The sequence below is a fragment of the Agrococcus jenensis genome, from assembly GCF_003752465.1.
Taxonomy (GTDB): domain Bacteria; phylum Actinomycetota; class Actinomycetes; order Actinomycetales; family Microbacteriaceae; genus Agrococcus; species Agrococcus jenensis.
Genome location: NZ_RKHJ01000001.1, coordinates 1,315,501 through 1,332,088, shown reverse-complemented (window position 1 = coordinate 1,332,088; position 16,588 = coordinate 1,315,501). Strand labels below are relative to the sequence as shown.

Here is a 16,588-nt window from a genome sequence, read left to right as displayed (position 1 = left end):
CTACCGCCGCTCCCCGATGAGCGCCATGATCTCGGCGCGCTCGATCGGCTCCGCGAGGGTGCCGCGGCTCGCGATCGTCACGGTCGACGACTTGGCCTGCCGCGCGCCGCGCGCGGCGACGCATCCGTGTGCCGCCTCGACGACCACGAGCACGCCGCGCGGCTCGAGGCCGGCGACGAGCGCATCGGCGATCTCGTCGGTGAGCCGCTCCTGGATCTGCGGCCGCGACGCGATGGTCTCGACGACGCGCGGGATGCGGCCGAGGCCGACGATGCGGTCGCTCGGCAGGTACGCCACGTGGGCGACGCCCGTGAACGGCAGCAGGTGGTGCTCGCACATCGAGCGGAACTCGATGTCGCGCAGCAGCACGAGCTCACCCGACTCCCCCGCCAGGTCGGCGGAGTCGAGGTGCGAGGAGGCGTCGACGCCGACGCCCGCGAAGTAGTCCGCGTAGGCCTCGGCGACCCGCCGCGGCGTCTCGGCGAGCCCGGCCCGCGCGGGGTCGTCGCCGATCGCCGCGAGCAGCTCGCGGACCGCCGCGGCGATGCGCTCCCCGTCGACCGCCATCAGACCTCGGCGACGGTCTCGGTGTCGGGCTCGACGGCCTCGTCGACGTGCTGCGAGACGGGCAGCTCGATCGGCGGGCGGTCGCTCACCGGTCGATCGGGGTGCGAGAGCCACTGCGGGCGCTCCGGCAGCTTCTCGACGTCCGCGAAGATCTCTGCGAGCCGCAGGTGGTCGAGCGTCTCGCGCTCGAGCAGCTCGCCCGCGAGGCGGTCGAGCACGTCGCGGTTGCGGTTGAGCACCTGCCACGCCTCGTCGTGCGCCTGCTCGATGATCGCCCGCACCTCGCGGTCGACCGCCTCCGAGAGCGTCGGCGAGTAGTCGCGGCTGCCGCCCATGTCGCGGCCGAAGAACTGCTCGCCCTGCGCCGACCCCAGCTTCACGGCACCGACCGCTGCCGTCATGCCGTACTCGGTGACCATCTTGCGGGCGATGCCGGTGGCCTTCTCGATGTCGTTGCTCGCGCCCGTGGTGGGGTCGTGGAACACGATCTCCTCGGCCACGCGGCCGCCCATCGCGTACGTGAGCTGATCGAGCAGCTCGTTGCGCGTGACGGAGTAGCGGTCGTTCACCGGGAGCACCATCGTGTAGCCGAGGGCGCGCCCGCGCGGGAGGATCGTGACCTTCGTGACGGGGTCGGAGTGCCGCATCGCCGCTGCCGCGAGCGCGTGGCCGCCCTCGTGGTAGGCGGTGATGAGCCGCTCCTTGTCGTTCATCACGCGCGTGCGGCGCTGCGGGCCCGCCATGACGCGGTCGACGGCCTCGTCGAGCGACTCGTCGGTGATCTGCGTCGCGTTGTTGCGGGCGGTGAGCAGCGCGGCCTCGTTCAGCACGTTGGCGAGGTCGGCGCCGGTGAAGCCGGGCGTCTTGCGGGCGAGCACGCTCAGGTCGACGCCGGGCGCGATGGGCTTGCCCTTCGCGTGGACCGTCAGGATCGTCTCGCGACCCTTCATGTCGGGGGCGTCGACGCCGATCTGCCGGTCGAAGCGGCCCGGGCGCAGCAGCGCGGGGTCGAGGATGTCGGGGCGGTTGGTGGCCGCGATGAGGATGACGTTCGTCTTCACGTCGAAGCCGTCCATCTCGACCAGCAGCTGGTTGAGCGTCTGCTCGCGCTCGTCGTGACCGCCGCCGAGGCCCGCGCCGCGGTGCCGGCCGACGGCGTCGATCTCGTCGACGAAGATGATCGCGGGGGCGTTCTGCTTGGCCTGCTCGAAGAGGTCGCGCACGCGGCTCGCGCCGACGCCGACGAACATCTCGACGAAGTCCGAGCCCGAGATCGAGTAGAAGGGCACGCCCGCCTCGCCCGCGACAGCGCGGGCGAGCAGGGTCTTGCCGGTGCCCGGGGCGCCGTAGAGCAGCACGCCCTTCGGGATGCGGGCGCCGACCGCCTGGAACTTCGTCGGGTCCTGCAGGAACTCCTTGATCTCGCCGAGCTCCTCGACCGCCTCGTCGGCGCCCGCGACATCCGCGAACTTGACCTGCGGCATGTCCTTCGTGATCAGCTTGGCCTTCGACTTGCCGAACTGCATGACGCCCTTGTTGCCGCCGGAGAGGCGCGTCATGAAGAAGTAGAAGAGCGCGCCGAGCAGCAGCACCGGGAGCAGGATGCCGAGCAGCGAGAGCAGCCAGTTGCCCTGCGGCACCTCGTCGATGTAGCCCTCGGCGGGGTCGGCGGCCGCGATGGCCTCGACGACCGCGGGGCCGCGGGGCGCGACGTAGTAGAACTGCACCTGCGCGCCGAGCTCGGCGTCGGGCTCGGTGAGGATGAGGTCCACGCGCTGCTCGCCGTCGACGATGCGCGCCTGCTGCACGCGGCCGTCCTGGATCATCTGCATGCCGACGTCCGTCTGCACCGGACGGAACTGGGGCGTCATGAAGAAGCTGAACGCGACTCCGACGATGAGGAGTGCGAGGACGATCCACGGGATCGGCCCACGCAGGAACTTCTTGAAGCTCATGACGTCCTTCTGGGTCGGGAGGGCACCAGGCTATCCCCGGCGGTGAGCGAGCTCGCCGCCTGTTCGCTCAGGGCGCGGACGGCTCGAGCAGCTCGAGCGACATGACGATCGCGCGGATCGTCGCGTACTCCTCGCTGCCGAGGTACTCCTCCGCAGCCGCGACGGAGTCCACCGCCCACGGGGCGCCGACCCCGGCGCCGGTGACGTTGACCTCCGAGCCGAAGCTGATGAGGCCGGCGGGCGTCTCGATCACGTTCACGATCGGGCAGCGGGGTGTCTGCGCGTCGGCGGCCGGACGGAGGCCGACGCTCACCACCCACTGCTCCCCCAGCTGCAGGGCGGCCGCGCCGAAGGCGATGCCGGCCGCGCCGGTGAGGGTCACGTCCTGGCGGTCGAGCACCGCGGTGCGCCAGCCGACGGGCGTGCCGTCGCCGTCGACGCAGCTGCCGTCGCCGGCCGAGACGCCCTCGGCGTAGCCGAGCTGCCGCTCGCCGTCGGCGCGCACGATGTCGAGCCCGCCCGCGGCCTCTGCGACCGACCAGTCGGCGGGGATGCGGAACGTGGCGGCGCCGCTCGGCACGGGGACCTGCTGCCAGCCGCTCGTGTCGACGCCCGCGATCTCGGCGGGCAGCGCCGACGTGACGGTCGGCGTCGGCGTGGCCGGCACGGTGGGCGGCGGTGCCGTGATGCCCGGAGGGATGGTCGGCTGGGGGTCGGGCGACGGCGTGCCGGAGCAGCCGACGAGGACCGAGGCAGCGATCGCGAGGGCGATCGGGGCGAGCAGCCGGGCGGGGGACGTCATGGCTCCATCATCCCAAACCGTGGGGGACGTTCGGCTGTGAGCGCGCCGGTGCGAGCGGCGCGGCGATCGCGCCGCGGGCACCCGTCACGGCGCCGCGTCCAGCAGCGGCGCGTCGGTGAGCTCCAGCGACTGGAGCACGCCGATGATGGCGTCGTGCTCGGCGCTCTCGAGCCACGCGCGAGCGGACTGCTCGTCGGGGAAGTCGATCGTCGGGTCGGGGATGCCGTCCTCGCGCTCGGCGTCGCCGACCACGTCGAGCAGCACGACGCGGCTGCCGCTCCAGAGCACGTCGGTGAGGTCGGAGCAGCCGTCCTGCGCGACGGGCAGGGTGGTGACGACACCCATCACCACCGACCACTCGCCTGGCTCCCCTGCCGCGTCGAACTGCGCAGCCTCGCCGAGCTCCGCGAGCGCGAAGGTCGGCCCGATCGGGTCGCCCTCTGCTGCGCGCGCGGCGGCGAGCTCCTCGGAGAACGGCGTGATCTCGGTCCGCTCGGCGTCTGCCGACACCTCGCGGCACTCGAGGAAGTCGTTGCCGTAGTCCTCGCGGTACCAGAGCATGCGGTCGCCGTCCTCATCGAGCACGACGAGCTCGTTGAGCCAGCTGGGGCCGTTGTCGTACATCTCGGACCCCTCGTGCATCGCGCTGCGGTCGTCGACCGACCAGCCCTCCGGCAGCGAGAATCGCACCGCGCCGTCCTGCGCCTCGAAGTCGTGCGTCGCCACCGTGATGCCCGGCGACGCGGTCGCGGAGGCGGTCGGCGACGCGGAGGCGGTCGGCGCCGCGGAGGCGGATGCGCTGGGCGGCGGGCCGTCGGGCGCCACCGTCGGCTCGGCGCCGGGCTGGGCGCATGAGGCGAGCGCCAGCGCCGCCAGGACGGCGACGGACGCTCGGACGGCGGCGGTGGTGCTGGTCATCGTGACTCCTCGGGCTCATCGGGCGCGGCGGCCCCTCGAACCGACATGTCCGATCGTCGCCCACGCGTCACATCCGGGCGGTCACGATCCGATCACGATCGTGCCCGACGGGCCCTGCCCGGCCGTCAGTTGTAGACGTGCGGCGCGAGCACGCCGATGCCGCGGAGGTTGCGGTACTTCTCGGCGTAGTCGAGGCCGTAGCCGATGACGAACTCGTTGGGGATGTCGAAGCCGCAGTACTTCACCTCGACCTGCACCTTGAGCGCGTCGGGCTTCCGCAGCATCGTGCAGATCTCGACCGACGCGGCGCCGCGCGACTCCAGGTTGGCCTTGAGCCACGAGAGCGTCAGCCCGGAGTCGATGATGTCCTCGACGATCAGCACGTGCCGGCCGGTGAGGTCGGTGTCGAGGTCCTTGAGGATGCGGACGACACCCGACGAGACCGTGCCGGAGCCGTACGACGAGACGGCCATCCAGTCCATCTCGATGTGGCGGCGGAGCGTGCGCGACAGGTCGGCCATCACCATGACCGCGCCGCGCAGCACGCCGACGAGCAGCAGGTCGAGGCCCTCGTAGTCGTCCTCGATCTGGCGGGCGAGCTCCTCGAGCTTGGCGTGCAGCTCGTCCTCGGTGATGAGGGTCTTGGCGAGGTCGCCCTCGACGTGCGTGAAGTCCATCTGCGCTCCTGGCGGTCGGCGTCGGCGGTGCGACCAACCTACCGGCCGGTCGCACCGCGCTCGCGCGTCAGACCCGGGCTTCGAACGAGAGCAGGATCTGCTTGAGGGTCGCGTACTCCTCGGTCTCGAGGTAGGCGCGCGCGTCCTCGATCGAGTCGACGATCCAGATGGCGGCGTCGCCCATGCCGCTCAGCTGCGACTCCGTGGCGAAGGTCATGATGCCGCCGGGCTCGCCCTCCGGTGCCGGACCGGTGGCGATGAAGTAGAACGGGCAGCCGAGCGGTTCCTGCAGCCACTCCTCGGCGGTGATGCCCATGCCGAAGATCCATCGCCCGTCCTCGAGCTCGACCGCGACCGCCCCGAACGCGACCGCCTCGGCATCGGCCGAGTCGTCGCCGAGGGTGAGTGGAGCCGTGTCGAGCAGCTCGCTGTCCGGCAGCATCGGCGTCGAGACGCCATCGCTGCCCTCGACGGCGCAGATCCCGCCGACGTCGCCCGGAGCCTGCGAGAAGGTGAGCTGCGGCTGCCCGTCGGGGCGGCGCACGGTGACGCCGTCGATCGGCTCGCCATCCTGCTCCGCGAAGGTGACGTCGGCGCTCCAGTCGGCGGGGATGCGGAACTGCGCGCGTCCGGACTCCGGCTGGATGAGCTGCCAGTCCGCCATCGGGTCGGCGCTCGCGGCCGGCGCAGCCGTGCCGGTCGGCGTCGCGGCCGGGGCGTCGGATGCGGTGGGCGCGGCGCTCGGCTCGGTCGCGGGTGCGGCGCAGCCGGCGAGCAGTGCGCCGAGCGCGAGCACGGCTGCCGCTCCTCGGAGTCGGGCGTGGTGCATGGGAGTCCTCTCGTGATGGATGGCGCGCGTCCTCATGGGAGCGCCGGGGCAGGGATGCCGGTCAGGTCGAGCGTCGCGACGATCTCGAGCACCGCCGTGACGTCGTCGCTCTCGAGCCACGCGACGGCCTCCGCCTCGCTGGCGAACTCGCCGCGGACGCCGAACGACACGGTGCGCTCCCCGTCGATGACGGTCGATGCCGGCGCGCTCTCGCCCGCCGGCGAGGTGGCCAGCCCGGCGTGCGCGGTGAAGGTGGTGCCGTCGCCCGTCGTCCACCACGCGCTCGCGTAGTGCTCGAGGTACGAGCGGTTCGTGTCCCCCGCTGCCGCGAGCTCGTCCGCATCCAGGGTCGCGACCGGCGTGGACCGCACGACGCCGAAGTCGGCGGCCGCACCCACGTCGTCGTACGGGCCGTCGGAGTAGCTGGCGGTCATGGTCGCGGTCTCGTCGCGCACGGTGATGGCGTTGACCCAGTGCTGCTCGCCGTCGTACGCGACCTCCTCACCGCCGACCTCCGCCGTCCACCCGGGCGGGATGCGGAACGTCGCCGTGCCGTTGGGCGTCGCGATCTCCTGCCAGTCGGCGCGCGGATCGGTCGGCGAGGGCGTCGGCGAGGGCGTCGGCTCAGCGCTCGTCGTCGGCGTCGGCTCGGCACTCGCCGTCGGCGTGGCCGTGGCCGTGGGCGTCTCCCCCGGACCCCCGGCCGTCGGGGCGCAGCCCGCGACCAGCAGCGCGATCGTCGTCAGGGCTGCTGCAGCCGCACCGCGGCGGCTCATCGTGCGGCCTCGAGCCGGAGCGACCGGAGCACGTCGACCAGCGCGGCGTACTCCTCGGTCTCGGCGTACGCGGCTCCGGCGTCGAACGAGTCGACCTGCCACAGCCCTCCGCCCATCGACGCCGAGGGCGTGCCGAGCGTGACCCAGGGGTAGCCCTCCGGCACGGCGACGTCGTCGTAGGTGAGGCACGGCATGCGATCTCCTTCTGGTCGTTCGGTGCTGTAGCCGACGTGGAACGAGAAGTCCCCCTCGGCCGGCTGGACGGTCGCTGCGTAGAGGTACGCCGGAGGTCCGTCGTCGAGGCTCTCGCCCGTCACGTCGACCTCCTCGACCAGGTGGATGCGCGCAGGCACGAACGCGGTGCCGTCGCCGTCCCAGTCGTCGCATGCCCCGCCGCGGTCGCCTCCGTTGCCGATGGCGAGGAGCGCCATCTCGTGCTGCAGCGAGTTGCGGACCCAGATCCACTCCACGTCGCCCACATCGCTCGCCACGGCCCCGCCCTCGACCGTCCAGGTCGGGGGGATGCTGACCGAGGCCATGCCGCTCTCCGTCGAGAAGCGGTGCCACGTCGCCTCGGGGACAGCGGTCGGCGAGGCGGCAGCGGTCGGGGACGCGGACGCCGGCGCGGACGAAGCGGGCGGTGCGGTCGTCGCCGCCGGCGCTGCGCCGGCGCAGGCGACGAGCAGCAGCGGTGCGACGAGGAGCGGCAGGACGGCGGCCCGTCGTGCGCCGGTCACGGGTGCACCTCGAGCGAGCGCACGATCGTCCAGGCGGCGGCGAGCCGGTCCTGATCGACCAGCTCGAGCGCACGGCTCGCCGAGGAGAAGCCGGCGAAGGACGGCGGTGACGTCAGGCTGGGGCCCGGGCTGCCGGTGCCGAAGGCGACGGATGCGATGCCGTCGGCACCGCTCGTCACGTCCACCGACGAGTCGGTGCAGCCCTCTGCGTCCGGCCGGCCGTCGGTCAGCGAGATCGACATCGATCCGCTCACGCCGAGCGCGTCGAAGCGCACCTCGGTCGAGAGCTGCCCAGGCGTGTCGATCGCGAGCTCCACCGGCTCCTCGTGCAGGACCCGCGCGTCGACCCCGGGGCCGTCGCATCGGAGCGTCCAGGGCTCCGCGTCGAGGTGGAGGCCCAGCAGGTGCTCCCCGTCATCGGTGTAGACGTGCGCGTAGCCCGCCGGCTCCGCCGTGCCGGGAGCGAACGCGTTCACGTCACGCACCTCCCAGGTGGGCGGGAGCCGGAACGACGCCTCGCCGCCGGGCATCGTGAACGTCTGCCAGTCCGTGGTGTCGACCGCCGACGGCCCGGACCAGGCAGGAGGCTCGGGCGCGGGCGGGGCGACCGTCACGCCCGGTGCCTCGGAGGGCGCGTCCTGCTCGTCCGCCGGGGAGGCGCTGGGGGTGGGGGTCGACGGCGCCGCGGTGGCGCTCGGCGCCTCGGTCGTGGCCGAAGGAGCCTCGGTCGGCTCCGCCGCGGGGGCGGCGCAGCCCGCCAGCAGCGCGGTGAGCGCCAGTGCGGCGGTGACCGCGCGCAGCCGTGGGGTGATCATCGTGATCCTCTCGTGACGAAGATGCAGGTGTCGTGCAACCCGACATGTCCGCCCCGACGGCGAGGTCACCCCCGCGAGGTCACGGTTCGATCACGAAGCACTCCATCGCATCGAACCGCACCGCGGCCGCCGGCAGGTGGCCGTCGGCTGGATGGCGGATCACGATCGTGCAACGACCTCGAACGAATCGAGCACATCGCGGATGGCGCGGTACTCGTCGGTCTCGGCATACGCGCGCGCCGCGTCGAAGCTGCCGAACACCGGCGCGGCGAGCCCGGCGTCATCGACGATCTCGAAGACCAGGTAGTCGTACCCCACGTCGTAGAGCGCGATGATCCCCGGCTCGCACGCCCCGTGGGGATCGTTCTGCGAGATACCGGCCGCGAAGATCACCCCGCTCGAGCCCTCGTAGGCGACGGCGACGCGCGCGGCACCGGCCGAGGCCACCGCGGCGCCCATCGGCGCCGCGTCGAGCACCTCGGTGGCGGGCCTCGTGCACGGCGTGTAGTCGGTGGCGTACTGGCCGCCGCTCGCGACCGCCTCGAACCGGAGCATCGGTGTGCCCGTCTCGTCGCGCACGAGCCCGCGGTGGTCGGTCCACACCGGGTTGCCCTCGACGACCTCGGTCGTGATGTCGGCGGTCCATCCCGGAGGCATGCGCCAGCTCGTGCGGCCGTCGGGAGCCGCGTAGCGCTGCCACCCGGGGCTCGCCGTCACGACCGGGGGCGCTGGCGTCGCGGTCGGCGGAGGCGTCGGCGTCGCGGTCGGCGTCGGCATCGCGGTCGGCACTGGCGTCGGCGTCGGGGCATCGCCGGTCGCCGACGGCGCTGGCGGCGCGGAGTCGGCCGGCGCAGGGCTCGGCGCGCATCCGGCGAGCACGAGCAGCGGCAGCAGCAGCGCGGCAGAGCGGAGCGCCCGTGCGGTGCGGTCGCGAGGGGGACGCATCAGGTGGCTCCTCCGGTCAGCGGACGCGGCGCGTCCGTCCACCCCGACATGTCCGGCAGCGCGCGACGGTCACACCGCGCCACGAGGCAGCGCTCAGGCCGCGACGAAGACGAGCCGACGCCCGTCGCGCGTCACGCGGATGCCCGGCAGGTGGATCGGCCCCTGGCCGTGCCAGTCGGTCACGAGGCGCGACACCTCGAGGGTCTGCTGCCGCGAGAGCGCGACGTGGAACTCGCTCTGCACGGCGAGGCGGATGATCCGCTGGCGCAGCGCGGGCGGGTTGGCGCCCAGCCCGCCCACGTCGAGCGAGAGTCCGCCCTCGGCGTGCTCGACGAGGTCGAGGATCTGCTCCTGCGCGAAGTGGGCGAGCGCCTCGGCGTCCTCGCGGAGCGTGTCGGCGGTGCGCGTGAGCGCGAGGGCGACGCCGCCGCCGAGCACCTCGTCGAGCATCGGCAGCACCCGGTGCCGCACGCGCACGCGGAGGAAGCGGTCGTCGTCGTTGTGCGGATCGCTCCACGCCTCGAGGCCCTGGTCGCGGCAGGACTGGTGCGTCGTCGCGCGCCGCACCTGCAGCAGCGGCCTGCGGAGGAAGCCGATCCGCGGGTGCATGCCCCAGAGGCTCTCGGAGCCCGACCCGCGCGCCAGCCCGATGAGCACGGTCTCGGCCTGATCGTCGAGCGTGTGGCCGAGGAGCACGGCGGCAGCGCCCTCCTCCTTGCGCGCCTGCAGCAGCGCTGCGTAGCGGGCCTGCCGGGCGGCCGCCTCGGGGCTGCCGTCGGACGCGACCTGCACGGGCATCACGCGCACCGGGGCGAGGCCCAGCTCGCGCGCCTGGTCCGCGGCGCGCTCGGCGATGTCGGCGCTGCCGGGCTGGAGGCCGTGGTCGACGATCACGGCGCCGGCCCGCACCCCGGACCGGGCGGCCTCGAAGGCGGTGGCCGATGCGAGCGCGAGCGAGTCGGGCCCGCCGGACAGGGCGACGAGCACGAGCGCGCCCTCCGGCAGGTCGGCGATCGACTCGCGCACGGCCCGGCGGACGTCGGCGACGGCAGGCGTCAGCCGCGGTCGACGGTCGCTTTCGGGCATGAAGTAACCTTATGCCGATTCCGCACCACCACGAGAAGGAGCCGCTCTTGGCCGCCTACGACGTCGTCATCGAGATCCCCAAGGGGAGCCGCAACAAGTTCGAGGTGGACCACGAGACGGGTCGCGTGTACCTCGACCGCGTGCTCTTCACGACCTTCGTCTACCCGACGGACTACGGCTTCTTCGAGGGCACCCTCGGCCTCGACGGCGACCCGGTCGACGCGCTCGTGCTGCTCGAGTACTCGGTGCCCCCGGGCGTCTTCGTGCGCGTGCGCCCCGTCGGCCAGCTCAACATGGAGGACGACGGCGGCATCGACACGAAGGTCATCTGCGTGCTCGAGAAGGACCCGCGCTGGGCGCACATCCAGGACATCACGGATGTGCCGCAGCAGACGCGCGACGAGATCGAGCACTTCTTCCTGCACTACAAGGACCTCGAGCCCAACAAGTGGGCCAAGCTCGGTGAGTGGGAGGGCGTGGAGGCCGCGGAGGCGACCGTGCAGGCCGGCTACGCCGCCTTCGACGCCGCCCACGGCGACCAGTCCGGCGAGAGCGTCGAGAAGCCCGAGGGCGGCCGCGACGTCACCGCCTGAGACGAGACGCGAAGAGGGGCGCACCGCGAGGTGCGCCCCTCTTCGCGTCTCCGCGCCGCTCGGGCTGGCGCGGCTCAGCGCAGGTAGACGCCCCGGGCGTTGAGGAAGGGCTCCGGGTTGACGAGCGAGCCGTTCACGCGGATCTGGAAGTGCAGGTGGCAGCCGGTCGAGTGGCCCGTCGAGCCCTCGTAGCCGACGACCTGGCCCGCGCGCACGCTCTGGCCCGGGTAGACGACCGCCGGCGCGATCATGTGGGCGAACTCGCTCTGCACGCCGCCGCCGTGGCTGATGTAGAGGATGTTCGCGCCGTAGATGTCGCGGCCGCGCAGCGCGACCGTGCCGTTCGCCGGCGCGTAGATCGGCGTGCCGCAGCCGGCGACGATGTCGACGCCCGCGTGCAGCTTGCGGCCGAGCACGCCCAGCGGGTCGTTGCGCCAGCCGTAGGCCGAGCTGAAGCGGCCGTAGTGCGGCGTCTGCCAGCCGCTGGACGCGGGCGGCGCGACCGGCACGGAGCCACCGCCGCCACTGCTGCTGCCACCACCACCACCGCCGCTGCCACCGCCGTTGCCGGCGTTCGCGGCTGCCTCCGCGGCCGCCGCGGCTGCCGCTGCGGCTGCTGCCGCCGCCTGGCGCTGCTGCTCGGCGATCCACCGCTGCCGCTCCGCCTCGCGGGCGGCGGCCTCCTCGGCGAGCCGGATGCGCTCCTGCTCGGCGAGGTAGGCCTGCCAGCGCTGGCCGGCCTGGAAGTCCTCCTCGGTCGCCACGCGGTTCTCGATGAGCACCGCGAGCTGGGTCTCCAGCTGGACGCGGTTCGCCTGCTCGAGCTCCACGGCGGCCTGCGCGGCGGTGGCGGCGTCCTGCGCGGCGGTGTACGCCGCGTCTGCCTGCTGCTTGAGGTCGAGGAGCGCCTCGCGCGCGACGGCGGCCTGGTCCTGCAGCGCCTGCGCGGTGTTGGCGTCGCGCTGGGCCTGCTCGTAGAGCGAGTCGGCGGTGCCGGCGACGCGGTCCATCAGGTCGAGGCGGTAGAGCCAGGTGTCGGCGGAGCCGGGGTTGGCGAAGAGCTCGGCGCTCATGTCGCCGGTGCCGCCGGAGCGCGCGAGCTGCGCGGCGAGCTGGCCGGCGGCGCGCTCGGAGTCGGTCGCGCGCGTCGAGGCCTCGTCGGCCTGCTGCTGGAGGCGATCGGCGACCGCCACCGCCTCGTCGTAGCGGGTCTGCGCCTCGATGGCTTCGGCAGCGAGCCGCTCGGCTTCGGCCTGCGCCGACTGGAGGTTGGACTCCAGCTGCGCGATGAGGCCCTGGATCTCCTGGATCTGCTGGTTCTTGGCCGACTCGTTGCCGCGGGCCGCCTCGACCTCCGCCCAGGTGGGGAAGCCCCAGTCGTCGACGGCATCGGCGGCGGGCGTGCCGGGCACGACCATGACGAGCACCATGCCCGCGACCGCGGCGGAGGTGGCGATCGCGTGGCGCAGGCCGCGCCAGTGGGCGGTCGCCTCGCCAGCGCCGGTCCGGTCGGGCCTCGCCATGTGACTCCTCGTTCGGCAGCGCCAGGCGCTGCTCAGGTCCATCGTGCCACCGCGGTGCGCGCACACAACGGGGGAAACTCTACCAACATTCACGCTCCGGCTGAAGGTTGGATTCCGCGCGATGCGGTAGGGCGTGTCGGCGGTCCCGTCCTCGCCCGGATCGCCTCGGCAGACCGGCTCCCGAGCTGCGCGGACACGCGGCATCCGCCGCCGGTTTGCACCGAGCGTCCGGCGTGCTGTAGCGTCTACCCTCGGTAGTCGAGCGCTCCGGCGCCCGGCCCCATCGTTTAGAGGCCTAGGACACCGCCCTTTCACGGCGGCAGCACGGGTTCGAATCCCGTTGGGGTCACTCAGGGCAGATTCGTTCTGTACGATGGGTCTACCAGCATGGCCCTGTAGCGCAGTTTGGTTAGCGCGCCGCCCTGTCACGGCGGAGGTCGCGGGTTCAAGTCCCGTCAGGGTCGCCATTGCCCTTGGCCCTCTCGAGAGAGAGGGCCTCGTGCAAGGGCGGACGATGTTCCGCCTGGCTCTGTAGCTCAGTTGGTAGAGCGCACGACTGAAAATCGTGAGGTCACGGGATCGACGCCCGTCGGAGCCACACCGGAAGCCCCCGCCGCGCGGGGGCTTCGTCGTTCCCGGAGCGACCGCCCGAAGCACGTGCTCACCTCGCCTTGAGCCAATCCTGTCCTGGACCCACGGCCTCGTTCTGTAACGTCGTTCGTGACGTGAGGGGGCGCACATGCGGGCAGTCGAGGTGCTGAGGTCGATGGTGCTGGATCGGCCGCCGACGCGCCGTCGCGAGGCGATCGCGGCACCGGCGCGGTGCGCCGAGACTGACCCGGATGGCCGGCGCTGCGCCAAGGACGGCGGGCACCTGCTGCCGCACCTCAGCCTCGCCGCCTCCGGGGCGGAGGCGCACGTGTGGCCGGACCGCGGACCCGACCAGGCGCTCGTCTACATCGAGGAGGACGGTCGGCTCTCGCTGCTCGACGGCGCGCGCGTGACGCATCGGCTCGACCAGGTGCGCATCGACTACCCGCTCGGCTCGCCCTGGAGCGGCAGCTTCATCGCCCGCAGCGACTCGACGCACTCGTGCCCGGCGTTCGGCACGCGCTCGACCTACGACGAGCTCCTGCTCGCCGCCGACCGACAGGGCATCGAGGTCTTCTGAGCCGAGCGCTCAGCCGATGAGCGCACGGAGCGTCGCGGCGTCCTCGTTCGCGCCGAACGCCGGGTAGCCCGGCTGCAGCCGCAGCCCCGCCTCGAGCGAGTCGAGCACGACGGGGTCGAAGCCGAACTCGTCGACGAGCCGCGCGACCAGGTCGACGTCGGCGCCGGCATCGCCCGCGACCGCGATCGCGCGCCGCTGCGGGTTGCCAGCGGGCCGCGGCCAGTCGGCGAGGTCGTGGTAGCCCATGTGGTTGAAGGCCTTGACGACCCGCGAGCCTCGCAGGAACTCCTGCACGATGACGCTCGTCGGCCGCGACGGGTCGGTGAACTCGTCGCGGATGCCGTCGGTCTCCCACCAGTAGTTCATCGCGTCGATGACGAGCTTGCCGCCCAGCGCCTCGACCGGCAGCGCGGTGTGCTGGCCGAGCGGTAGCGCGAGGATCACGACGTCGGCCGCTGCGGCGACGTCCGCGGCCGTCATCGCCTCGGCGCCCGGGGCGAGGTACTCGGTGATGAGGCGGATGCGCTCGGGGATGCCGGAGCCGGCGATGAGCGTGCGGTGCCCCGCCGCGAGCGCGCGGCGCGCGAGCGCCGTGCCGACCTTGCCGGCGCCGAGGATGCCGAGCGTCAGCGTCGCGCCGCGCGGGCGCTCGATCGATCGATCGGCGTCGAGCGTACTGGTGCTGGACTCGACCGGCTGCGTCATGCGGATGCTCCCCTGCTGCGGGCGCGCTCGTCCGCGACCCGTCACCATCATCCAACGCGAGGGCCCGGGCACGGCATTCCCGCGGCCGCGGCGGGCCGTCAGTCGGTGGCGCTGGCCGCGGGCTCGCTCTCGGGCGCCGGGGCCGCCTGGCGGTGGAAGCGACGGCCGGAGAGGCGGTCGAGGTCGATGCGCACGAACTCGCGGGTCACCGTCGGGATGAGCGGGTGGATGGGCAGCCGCTCGGCGGCCGCGATCTCGTCGCTCGACTCGAGGTGGCGGGCCCGCCCGTGGCCGATGACGCTCCACGCCTCGCGCACGCCGATGTGGTCGATCTCGAACACGACGTCGTCGGCGAGCAGCACTCCGGCGAGCTTCGTGCCGGGCGACGTGCGGAACGTGATCGCGCTGCCGTCGGCGTGGTAGTTCACCGGGAACACCTCGAGCACGTCGCCGACCCGGAACGCGATGCGCCCGAACTCGAAGGCCGCGAGCAGCTTGCGGCACTCCGCCTCGCTGATGTCGTGCACGGGGCTCTGGTCCATGGGCTCATGCTCGCACCGGCGGGGCCAGCGCACCAGGGGCCCACCGGGGCCGCGGCCGTCAGCGCTGGCGGCGCTCCTCGGCGAGCCGCGCGGCGAGGCCGGCCTCGTCGGCGAGCCGCGGCTCGGTGGTGCGCTCGGGATTGATGCCGACCTTGCCCGCGTAGAAGGCGCGGATGCGGTCCATGTCGGCCGGCACATCCCCGGTCATCGTCATCGTCGGGCCGAGCCCCGTCGTGCCGGTCGCGCTGTCGACCCAGCCGAGCGTGACGCCGATGCCGGTCTCGAGGGCGATGCGGTAGAAGCCGCTCTTCCACAGCGTCGAGCTGCGGGTGCCGTCGGGCGTGACGACGATCGCCGCGTGCGGGTCGTCGCGCACGAGCTGCACGATGCGGTCGACCAGGCCGGCGGGGTCGTCGCGGTCGACGGGGATGCCGCCGAGCCAGTGCATGACGCGGCCGAACGGGCCCTGGAACAGCTCCCGCTTGCCGAGCCAGCGCACGGGCAGCCGCGCATCCCACGAGATGGCGAGCATCAGGACGAAGTCGCGGTTCGACGTGTGCGGTGCGCCGATGAGCAGCCGCGGGCCGTCATAGGGCGGCTGCTCGCGCACGAGCCGCCACGGGCTCAGCCGCCAGTGCAGGGCGGCGAGCGCGTGGCGGACGGGGAGCCGCGGCCGGGTGGGGCCTCCGGTCACCGGCGTGCGTCGAGCATCGGGCAGTCGAACGGGTCGCGGGCGGCGAGGCCCACGCGGTTCAGGTACCGGATGACCGAGCCGTACGCGCCGACGAGGTTCGTCTCGGTGTACGGGATGTTGTGCTCGGCGCAGTGCGCGCGCACGATCTCGCTCGCCGCCTTGAGGTGCGGGCGGGCCATGTTCGGGAACAGGTGGTGCTCGACCTGGTAGTTCAGGCCGCCCATGAGCGTGCTCATGCCCCAGCCGCGGATGTTGCGGGAGGTGCGCACCTGCTTCGTGAAGAAGTCGAGCTTCACGTCGCGACCGACGGTCGGCATGCCCTTGTGGTTGGGCGCGAACGAGGCGCCCATGCCGACGCCGAAGACGGCGAGCTGCACGCCGAGGAATGCCAGCGCCATGAGCGGCGGCATGACGAGCAGCAGGAACGTGATGAGCACCGCGAAGCGGGTGGCGATGAGGCCGAGCTCGAGCCAGCGGCCGACGACCGGGCGGCGCTCGAGCAGCGTCATGACGGAGCGCACGTGGAGGTTGGCGCCCTCGAAGGTCAGCAGCGGGAAGAACAGCCAGCCCTGGCGCTGCGTGACCCAGCGCTGGATGCCGCGGGCCTTCTTGGCGTCGCTCGGCAGGAACGAGATCGTGTCGATGTCGATGTCCGGGTCGCGGCCGATCTGGTTCGGGTTCGCGTGGTGACGCGAGTGCTTCGTCATCCACCACTGGTGGCTGATGCCGACGATGCCGGCGGCGAGGATGCGCCCCAGGCGGTCGTTCGCGGGGCCGTTCTTCAGCACCTGGCGGTGCGAGGCCTCGTGGGCGATGAACGAGATCTGCGTGAACACGATGCCCAGGGCAGCGGCGATGAGCAGCTGGAACCAGCTGTCGCCGAGCAGGAAGGAGCCGACCAGCAGGCCGACGAGCGCGACGCCGAGCACGACCATCATGCCGACGTAGAAGCCGACGCGGCGCTCGAGCAGGCCCGCATCGCGGACGGCCTTCGCGACGACGCGGAAGTCTGCGCGCTCGGCGCGCTCGGCGCGCTCGCTCGCGGGGATCGTGGAGCGGAGGGCCCCAGTGGTCATCGTGGTGGTCATTGTGCCCCTCTCGGGCTCTGCAGCGACTTCCCAGTCCATACGGGTCGGGAGCATCCATGCTCCGAACCCCGGATGCTTTCAGCGTATGCCGTACGCAATGCCGTCTGCCGCATGCGACCTATGACTCGCAGATGGAAGCGCTGTACCCCACCCTGGGCGACCGCA

Annotated in this window: 18 protein-coding genes and 3 tRNA genes; 5 read left to right on the top strand and 16 right to left on the bottom strand. The window is 72.8% G+C overall.

From position 1 onward, the window contains the following. The 11 genes from folE to tilS all read right to left on the bottom strand — a co-directional run bounded on the left by folE (position 1) and on the right by tilS (position 10,107). Positions 1-567: a GTP cyclohydrolase I FolE gene (gene folE, locus EDD26_RS06615; protein WP_123696981.1), complete on the bottom strand. Its 567-nt coding sequence runs from the start codon at positions 565-567 to the stop codon at positions 1-3. Continuing rightward, entirely contained in the window at positions 567-2,522 is a 1,956-nt protein-coding gene (gene ftsH, locus EDD26_RS06610; protein ID WP_123696980.1) for an ATP-dependent zinc metalloprotease FtsH, read from the bottom strand. Before ftsH ends, folE begins: the two co-directional genes overlap by 1 nt. Positions 2,523-2,589: 67 nt before the next feature. Continuing rightward, complete coding sequence (locus tag EDD26_RS06605; protein WP_123696979.1) at positions 2,590-3,324, bottom strand: hypothetical protein; 735 nt, start codon at positions 3,322-3,324, stop codon at positions 2,590-2,592. A gap of 84 nt (positions 3,325-3,408) precedes the next feature. Continuing rightward, complete coding sequence (locus EDD26_RS14830) at positions 3,409-4,242, bottom strand: hypothetical protein (protein WP_211333841.1); 834 nt, start codon at positions 4,240-4,242, stop codon at positions 3,409-3,411. Between the two features lie 125 nt (positions 4,243-4,367). Next, positions 4,368-4,919, bottom strand: a complete 552-nt coding sequence (gene hpt, locus EDD26_RS06595; RefSeq protein WP_123696978.1) for a hypoxanthine phosphoribosyltransferase — start codon at positions 4,917-4,919, stop codon at positions 4,368-4,370. A 67-nt stretch (positions 4,920-4,986) separates the two neighbouring features. Then, complete coding sequence (locus EDD26_RS06590) at positions 4,987-5,748, bottom strand: hypothetical protein (RefSeq protein ID WP_148058709.1); 762 nt, start codon at positions 5,746-5,748, stop codon at positions 4,987-4,989. A 32-nt stretch (positions 5,749-5,780) separates the two neighbouring features. Beyond that, a complete protein-coding gene (locus tag EDD26_RS06585) occupies positions 5,781-6,524 on the bottom strand; it encodes a hypothetical protein (protein ID WP_123696976.1) in 744 nt (247 codons plus the stop codon). After that, on the bottom strand, positions 6,521-7,261 hold the full coding sequence (locus EDD26_RS14825; protein WP_211333840.1) for a hypothetical protein: 741 nt from the start codon (positions 7,259-7,261) through the stop codon (positions 6,521-6,523). The genes EDD26_RS06585 and EDD26_RS14825 overlap by 4 nt, the downstream gene beginning before the upstream one ends. Beyond that, positions 7,258-8,076, bottom strand: coding sequence for a hypothetical protein (locus EDD26_RS06575; protein ID WP_123696975.1), 819 nt, complete (start codon positions 8,074-8,076; stop codon positions 7,258-7,260). Before EDD26_RS06575 ends, EDD26_RS14825 begins: the two co-directional genes overlap by 4 nt. A gap of 159 nt (positions 8,077-8,235) precedes the next feature. After that, positions 8,236-9,021, bottom strand: a complete 786-nt coding sequence (locus tag EDD26_RS14820; protein WP_123696974.1) for a hypothetical protein — start codon at positions 9,019-9,021, stop codon at positions 8,236-8,238. A 93-nt stretch (positions 9,022-9,114) separates the two neighbouring features. After that, complete coding sequence (tilS, locus tag EDD26_RS06565; RefSeq protein ID WP_123696973.1) at positions 9,115-10,107, bottom strand: tRNA lysidine(34) synthetase TilS; 993 nt, start codon at positions 10,105-10,107, stop codon at positions 9,115-9,117. Positions 10,108-10,154: 47 nt separating this feature from the next. Here tilS and EDD26_RS06560 point away from each other — a divergent pair, with 47 nt between their 5' ends. After that, on the top strand, positions 10,155-10,700 hold the full coding sequence (locus EDD26_RS06560; protein WP_123696972.1) for an inorganic diphosphatase: 546 nt from the start codon (positions 10,155-10,157) through the stop codon (positions 10,698-10,700). A gap of 74 nt (positions 10,701-10,774) precedes the next feature. Here the strand turns inward: EDD26_RS06560 and EDD26_RS06555 are convergent, their stop codons facing one another. Beyond that, positions 10,775-12,223, bottom strand: a complete 1,449-nt coding sequence (locus EDD26_RS06555) for a M23 family metallopeptidase (protein ID WP_123696971.1) — start codon at positions 12,221-12,223, stop codon at positions 10,775-10,777. Positions 12,224-12,499: 276 nt separating this feature from the next. Here EDD26_RS06555 and EDD26_RS06550 point away from each other — a divergent pair. The 4 genes from EDD26_RS06550 (at position 12,500) to EDD26_RS06535 (ending at position 13,394) form a co-directional block, all read left to right on the top strand. Continuing rightward, positions 12,500-12,572 (top strand) — tRNA-Glu (locus EDD26_RS06550). A gap of 40 nt (positions 12,573-12,612) precedes the next feature. Continuing rightward, a tRNA-Asp gene (locus EDD26_RS06545) sits at positions 12,613-12,690 on the top strand. 58 nt (positions 12,691-12,748) lie between these two features. Then, positions 12,749-12,821: transfer RNA gene (locus EDD26_RS06540), tRNA-Phe, on the top strand. A 141-nt stretch (positions 12,822-12,962) separates the two neighbouring features. Beyond that, complete coding sequence (locus tag EDD26_RS06535; protein ID WP_123696970.1) at positions 12,963-13,394, top strand: hypothetical protein; 432 nt, start codon at positions 12,963-12,965, stop codon at positions 13,392-13,394. 9 nt (positions 13,395-13,403) lie between these two features. Here EDD26_RS06535 and EDD26_RS06530 read toward each other — a convergent pair whose 3' ends face one another. From EDD26_RS06530 to EDD26_RS06515, 4 genes are all read right to left on the bottom strand, one after another. Beyond that, the gene (locus EDD26_RS06530; RefSeq protein WP_123696969.1) at positions 13,404-14,099 is read right to left on the bottom strand and encodes an NADPH-dependent F420 reductase; all 696 of its coding nucleotides are present in this window, start codon (positions 14,097-14,099) and stop codon (positions 13,404-13,406) included. A gap of 98 nt (positions 14,100-14,197) precedes the next feature. Then, positions 14,198-14,641 carry a pyridoxamine 5'-phosphate oxidase family protein gene (locus tag EDD26_RS06525; protein ID WP_123696968.1) on the bottom strand — a complete coding sequence of 148 codons (444 nt, stop codon included), beginning with the start codon at positions 14,639-14,641 and terminating at the stop codon, positions 14,198-14,200. Positions 14,642-14,699: 58 nt separating this feature from the next. Next, a complete protein-coding gene (locus tag EDD26_RS06520; RefSeq protein WP_123696967.1) occupies positions 14,700-15,335 on the bottom strand; it encodes a 1-acyl-sn-glycerol-3-phosphate acyltransferase in 636 nt (211 codons plus the stop codon). Continuing rightward, positions 15,332-16,423 carry a fatty acid desaturase family protein gene (locus tag EDD26_RS06515; protein ID WP_123696966.1) on the bottom strand — a complete coding sequence of 364 codons (1,092 nt, stop codon included), beginning with the start codon at positions 16,421-16,423 and terminating at the stop codon, positions 15,332-15,334. The genes EDD26_RS06520 and EDD26_RS06515 overlap by 4 nt, the downstream gene beginning before the upstream one ends. Positions 16,424-16,588: the final 165 nt, after the last annotated feature.

Excerpts from the sequence above, each read along its gene's own strand:
- folE (WP_123696981.1), bottom strand. The coding sequence starts at position 567 with ATGGCGGTCGACGGGGAGCGCATCGCCGCGGCGGTCCGCGAGCTGCTC.
- ftsH (WP_123696980.1), bottom strand. The coding sequence starts at position 2,522 with ATGAGCTTCAAGAAGTTCCTGCGTGGGCCGATCCCGTGGATCGTCCTC.
- EDD26_RS06605 (WP_123696979.1), bottom strand. The coding sequence starts at position 3,324 with ATGACGTCCCCCGCCCGGCTGCTCGCCCCGATCGCCCTCGCGATCGCT.
- EDD26_RS14830 (WP_211333841.1), bottom strand. The coding sequence starts at position 4,242 with ATGACCAGCACCACCGCCGCCGTCCGAGCGTCCGTCGCCGTCCTGGCG.
- hpt (WP_123696978.1), bottom strand. The coding sequence starts at position 4,919 with ATGGACTTCACGCACGTCGAGGGCGACCTCGCCAAGACCCTCATCACC.
- EDD26_RS06590 (WP_148058709.1), bottom strand. The coding sequence starts at position 5,748 with ATGCACCACGCCCGACTCCGAGGAGCGGCAGCCGTGCTCGCGCTCGGC.
- EDD26_RS06585 (WP_123696976.1), bottom strand. The coding sequence starts at position 6,524 with ATGAGCCGCCGCGGTGCGGCTGCAGCAGCCCTGACGACGATCGCGCTG.
- EDD26_RS06575 (WP_123696975.1), bottom strand. The coding sequence starts at position 8,076 with ATGATCACCCCACGGCTGCGCGCGGTCACCGCCGCACTGGCGCTCACC.
- EDD26_RS14820 (WP_123696974.1), bottom strand. The coding sequence starts at position 9,021 with ATGCGTCCCCCTCGCGACCGCACCGCACGGGCGCTCCGCTCTGCCGCG.
- tilS (WP_123696973.1), bottom strand. The coding sequence starts at position 10,107 with ATGCCCGAAAGCGACCGTCGACCGCGGCTGACGCCTGCCGTCGCCGAC.
- EDD26_RS06555 (WP_123696971.1), bottom strand. The coding sequence starts at position 12,223 with ATGGCGAGGCCCGACCGGACCGGCGCTGGCGAGGCGACCGCCCACTGG.
- EDD26_RS06535 (WP_123696970.1), top strand. The coding sequence starts at position 12,963 with ATGCGGGCAGTCGAGGTGCTGAGGTCGATGGTGCTGGATCGGCCGCCG.
- EDD26_RS06530 (WP_123696969.1), bottom strand. The coding sequence starts at position 14,099 with ATGACGCAGCCGGTCGAGTCCAGCACCAGTACGCTCGACGCCGATCGA.
- EDD26_RS06525 (WP_123696968.1), bottom strand. The coding sequence starts at position 14,641 with ATGGACCAGAGCCCCGTGCACGACATCAGCGAGGCGGAGTGCCGCAAG.
- EDD26_RS06515 (WP_123696966.1), bottom strand. The coding sequence starts at position 16,423 with ATGACCACCACGATGACCACTGGGGCCCTCCGCTCCACGATCCCCGCG.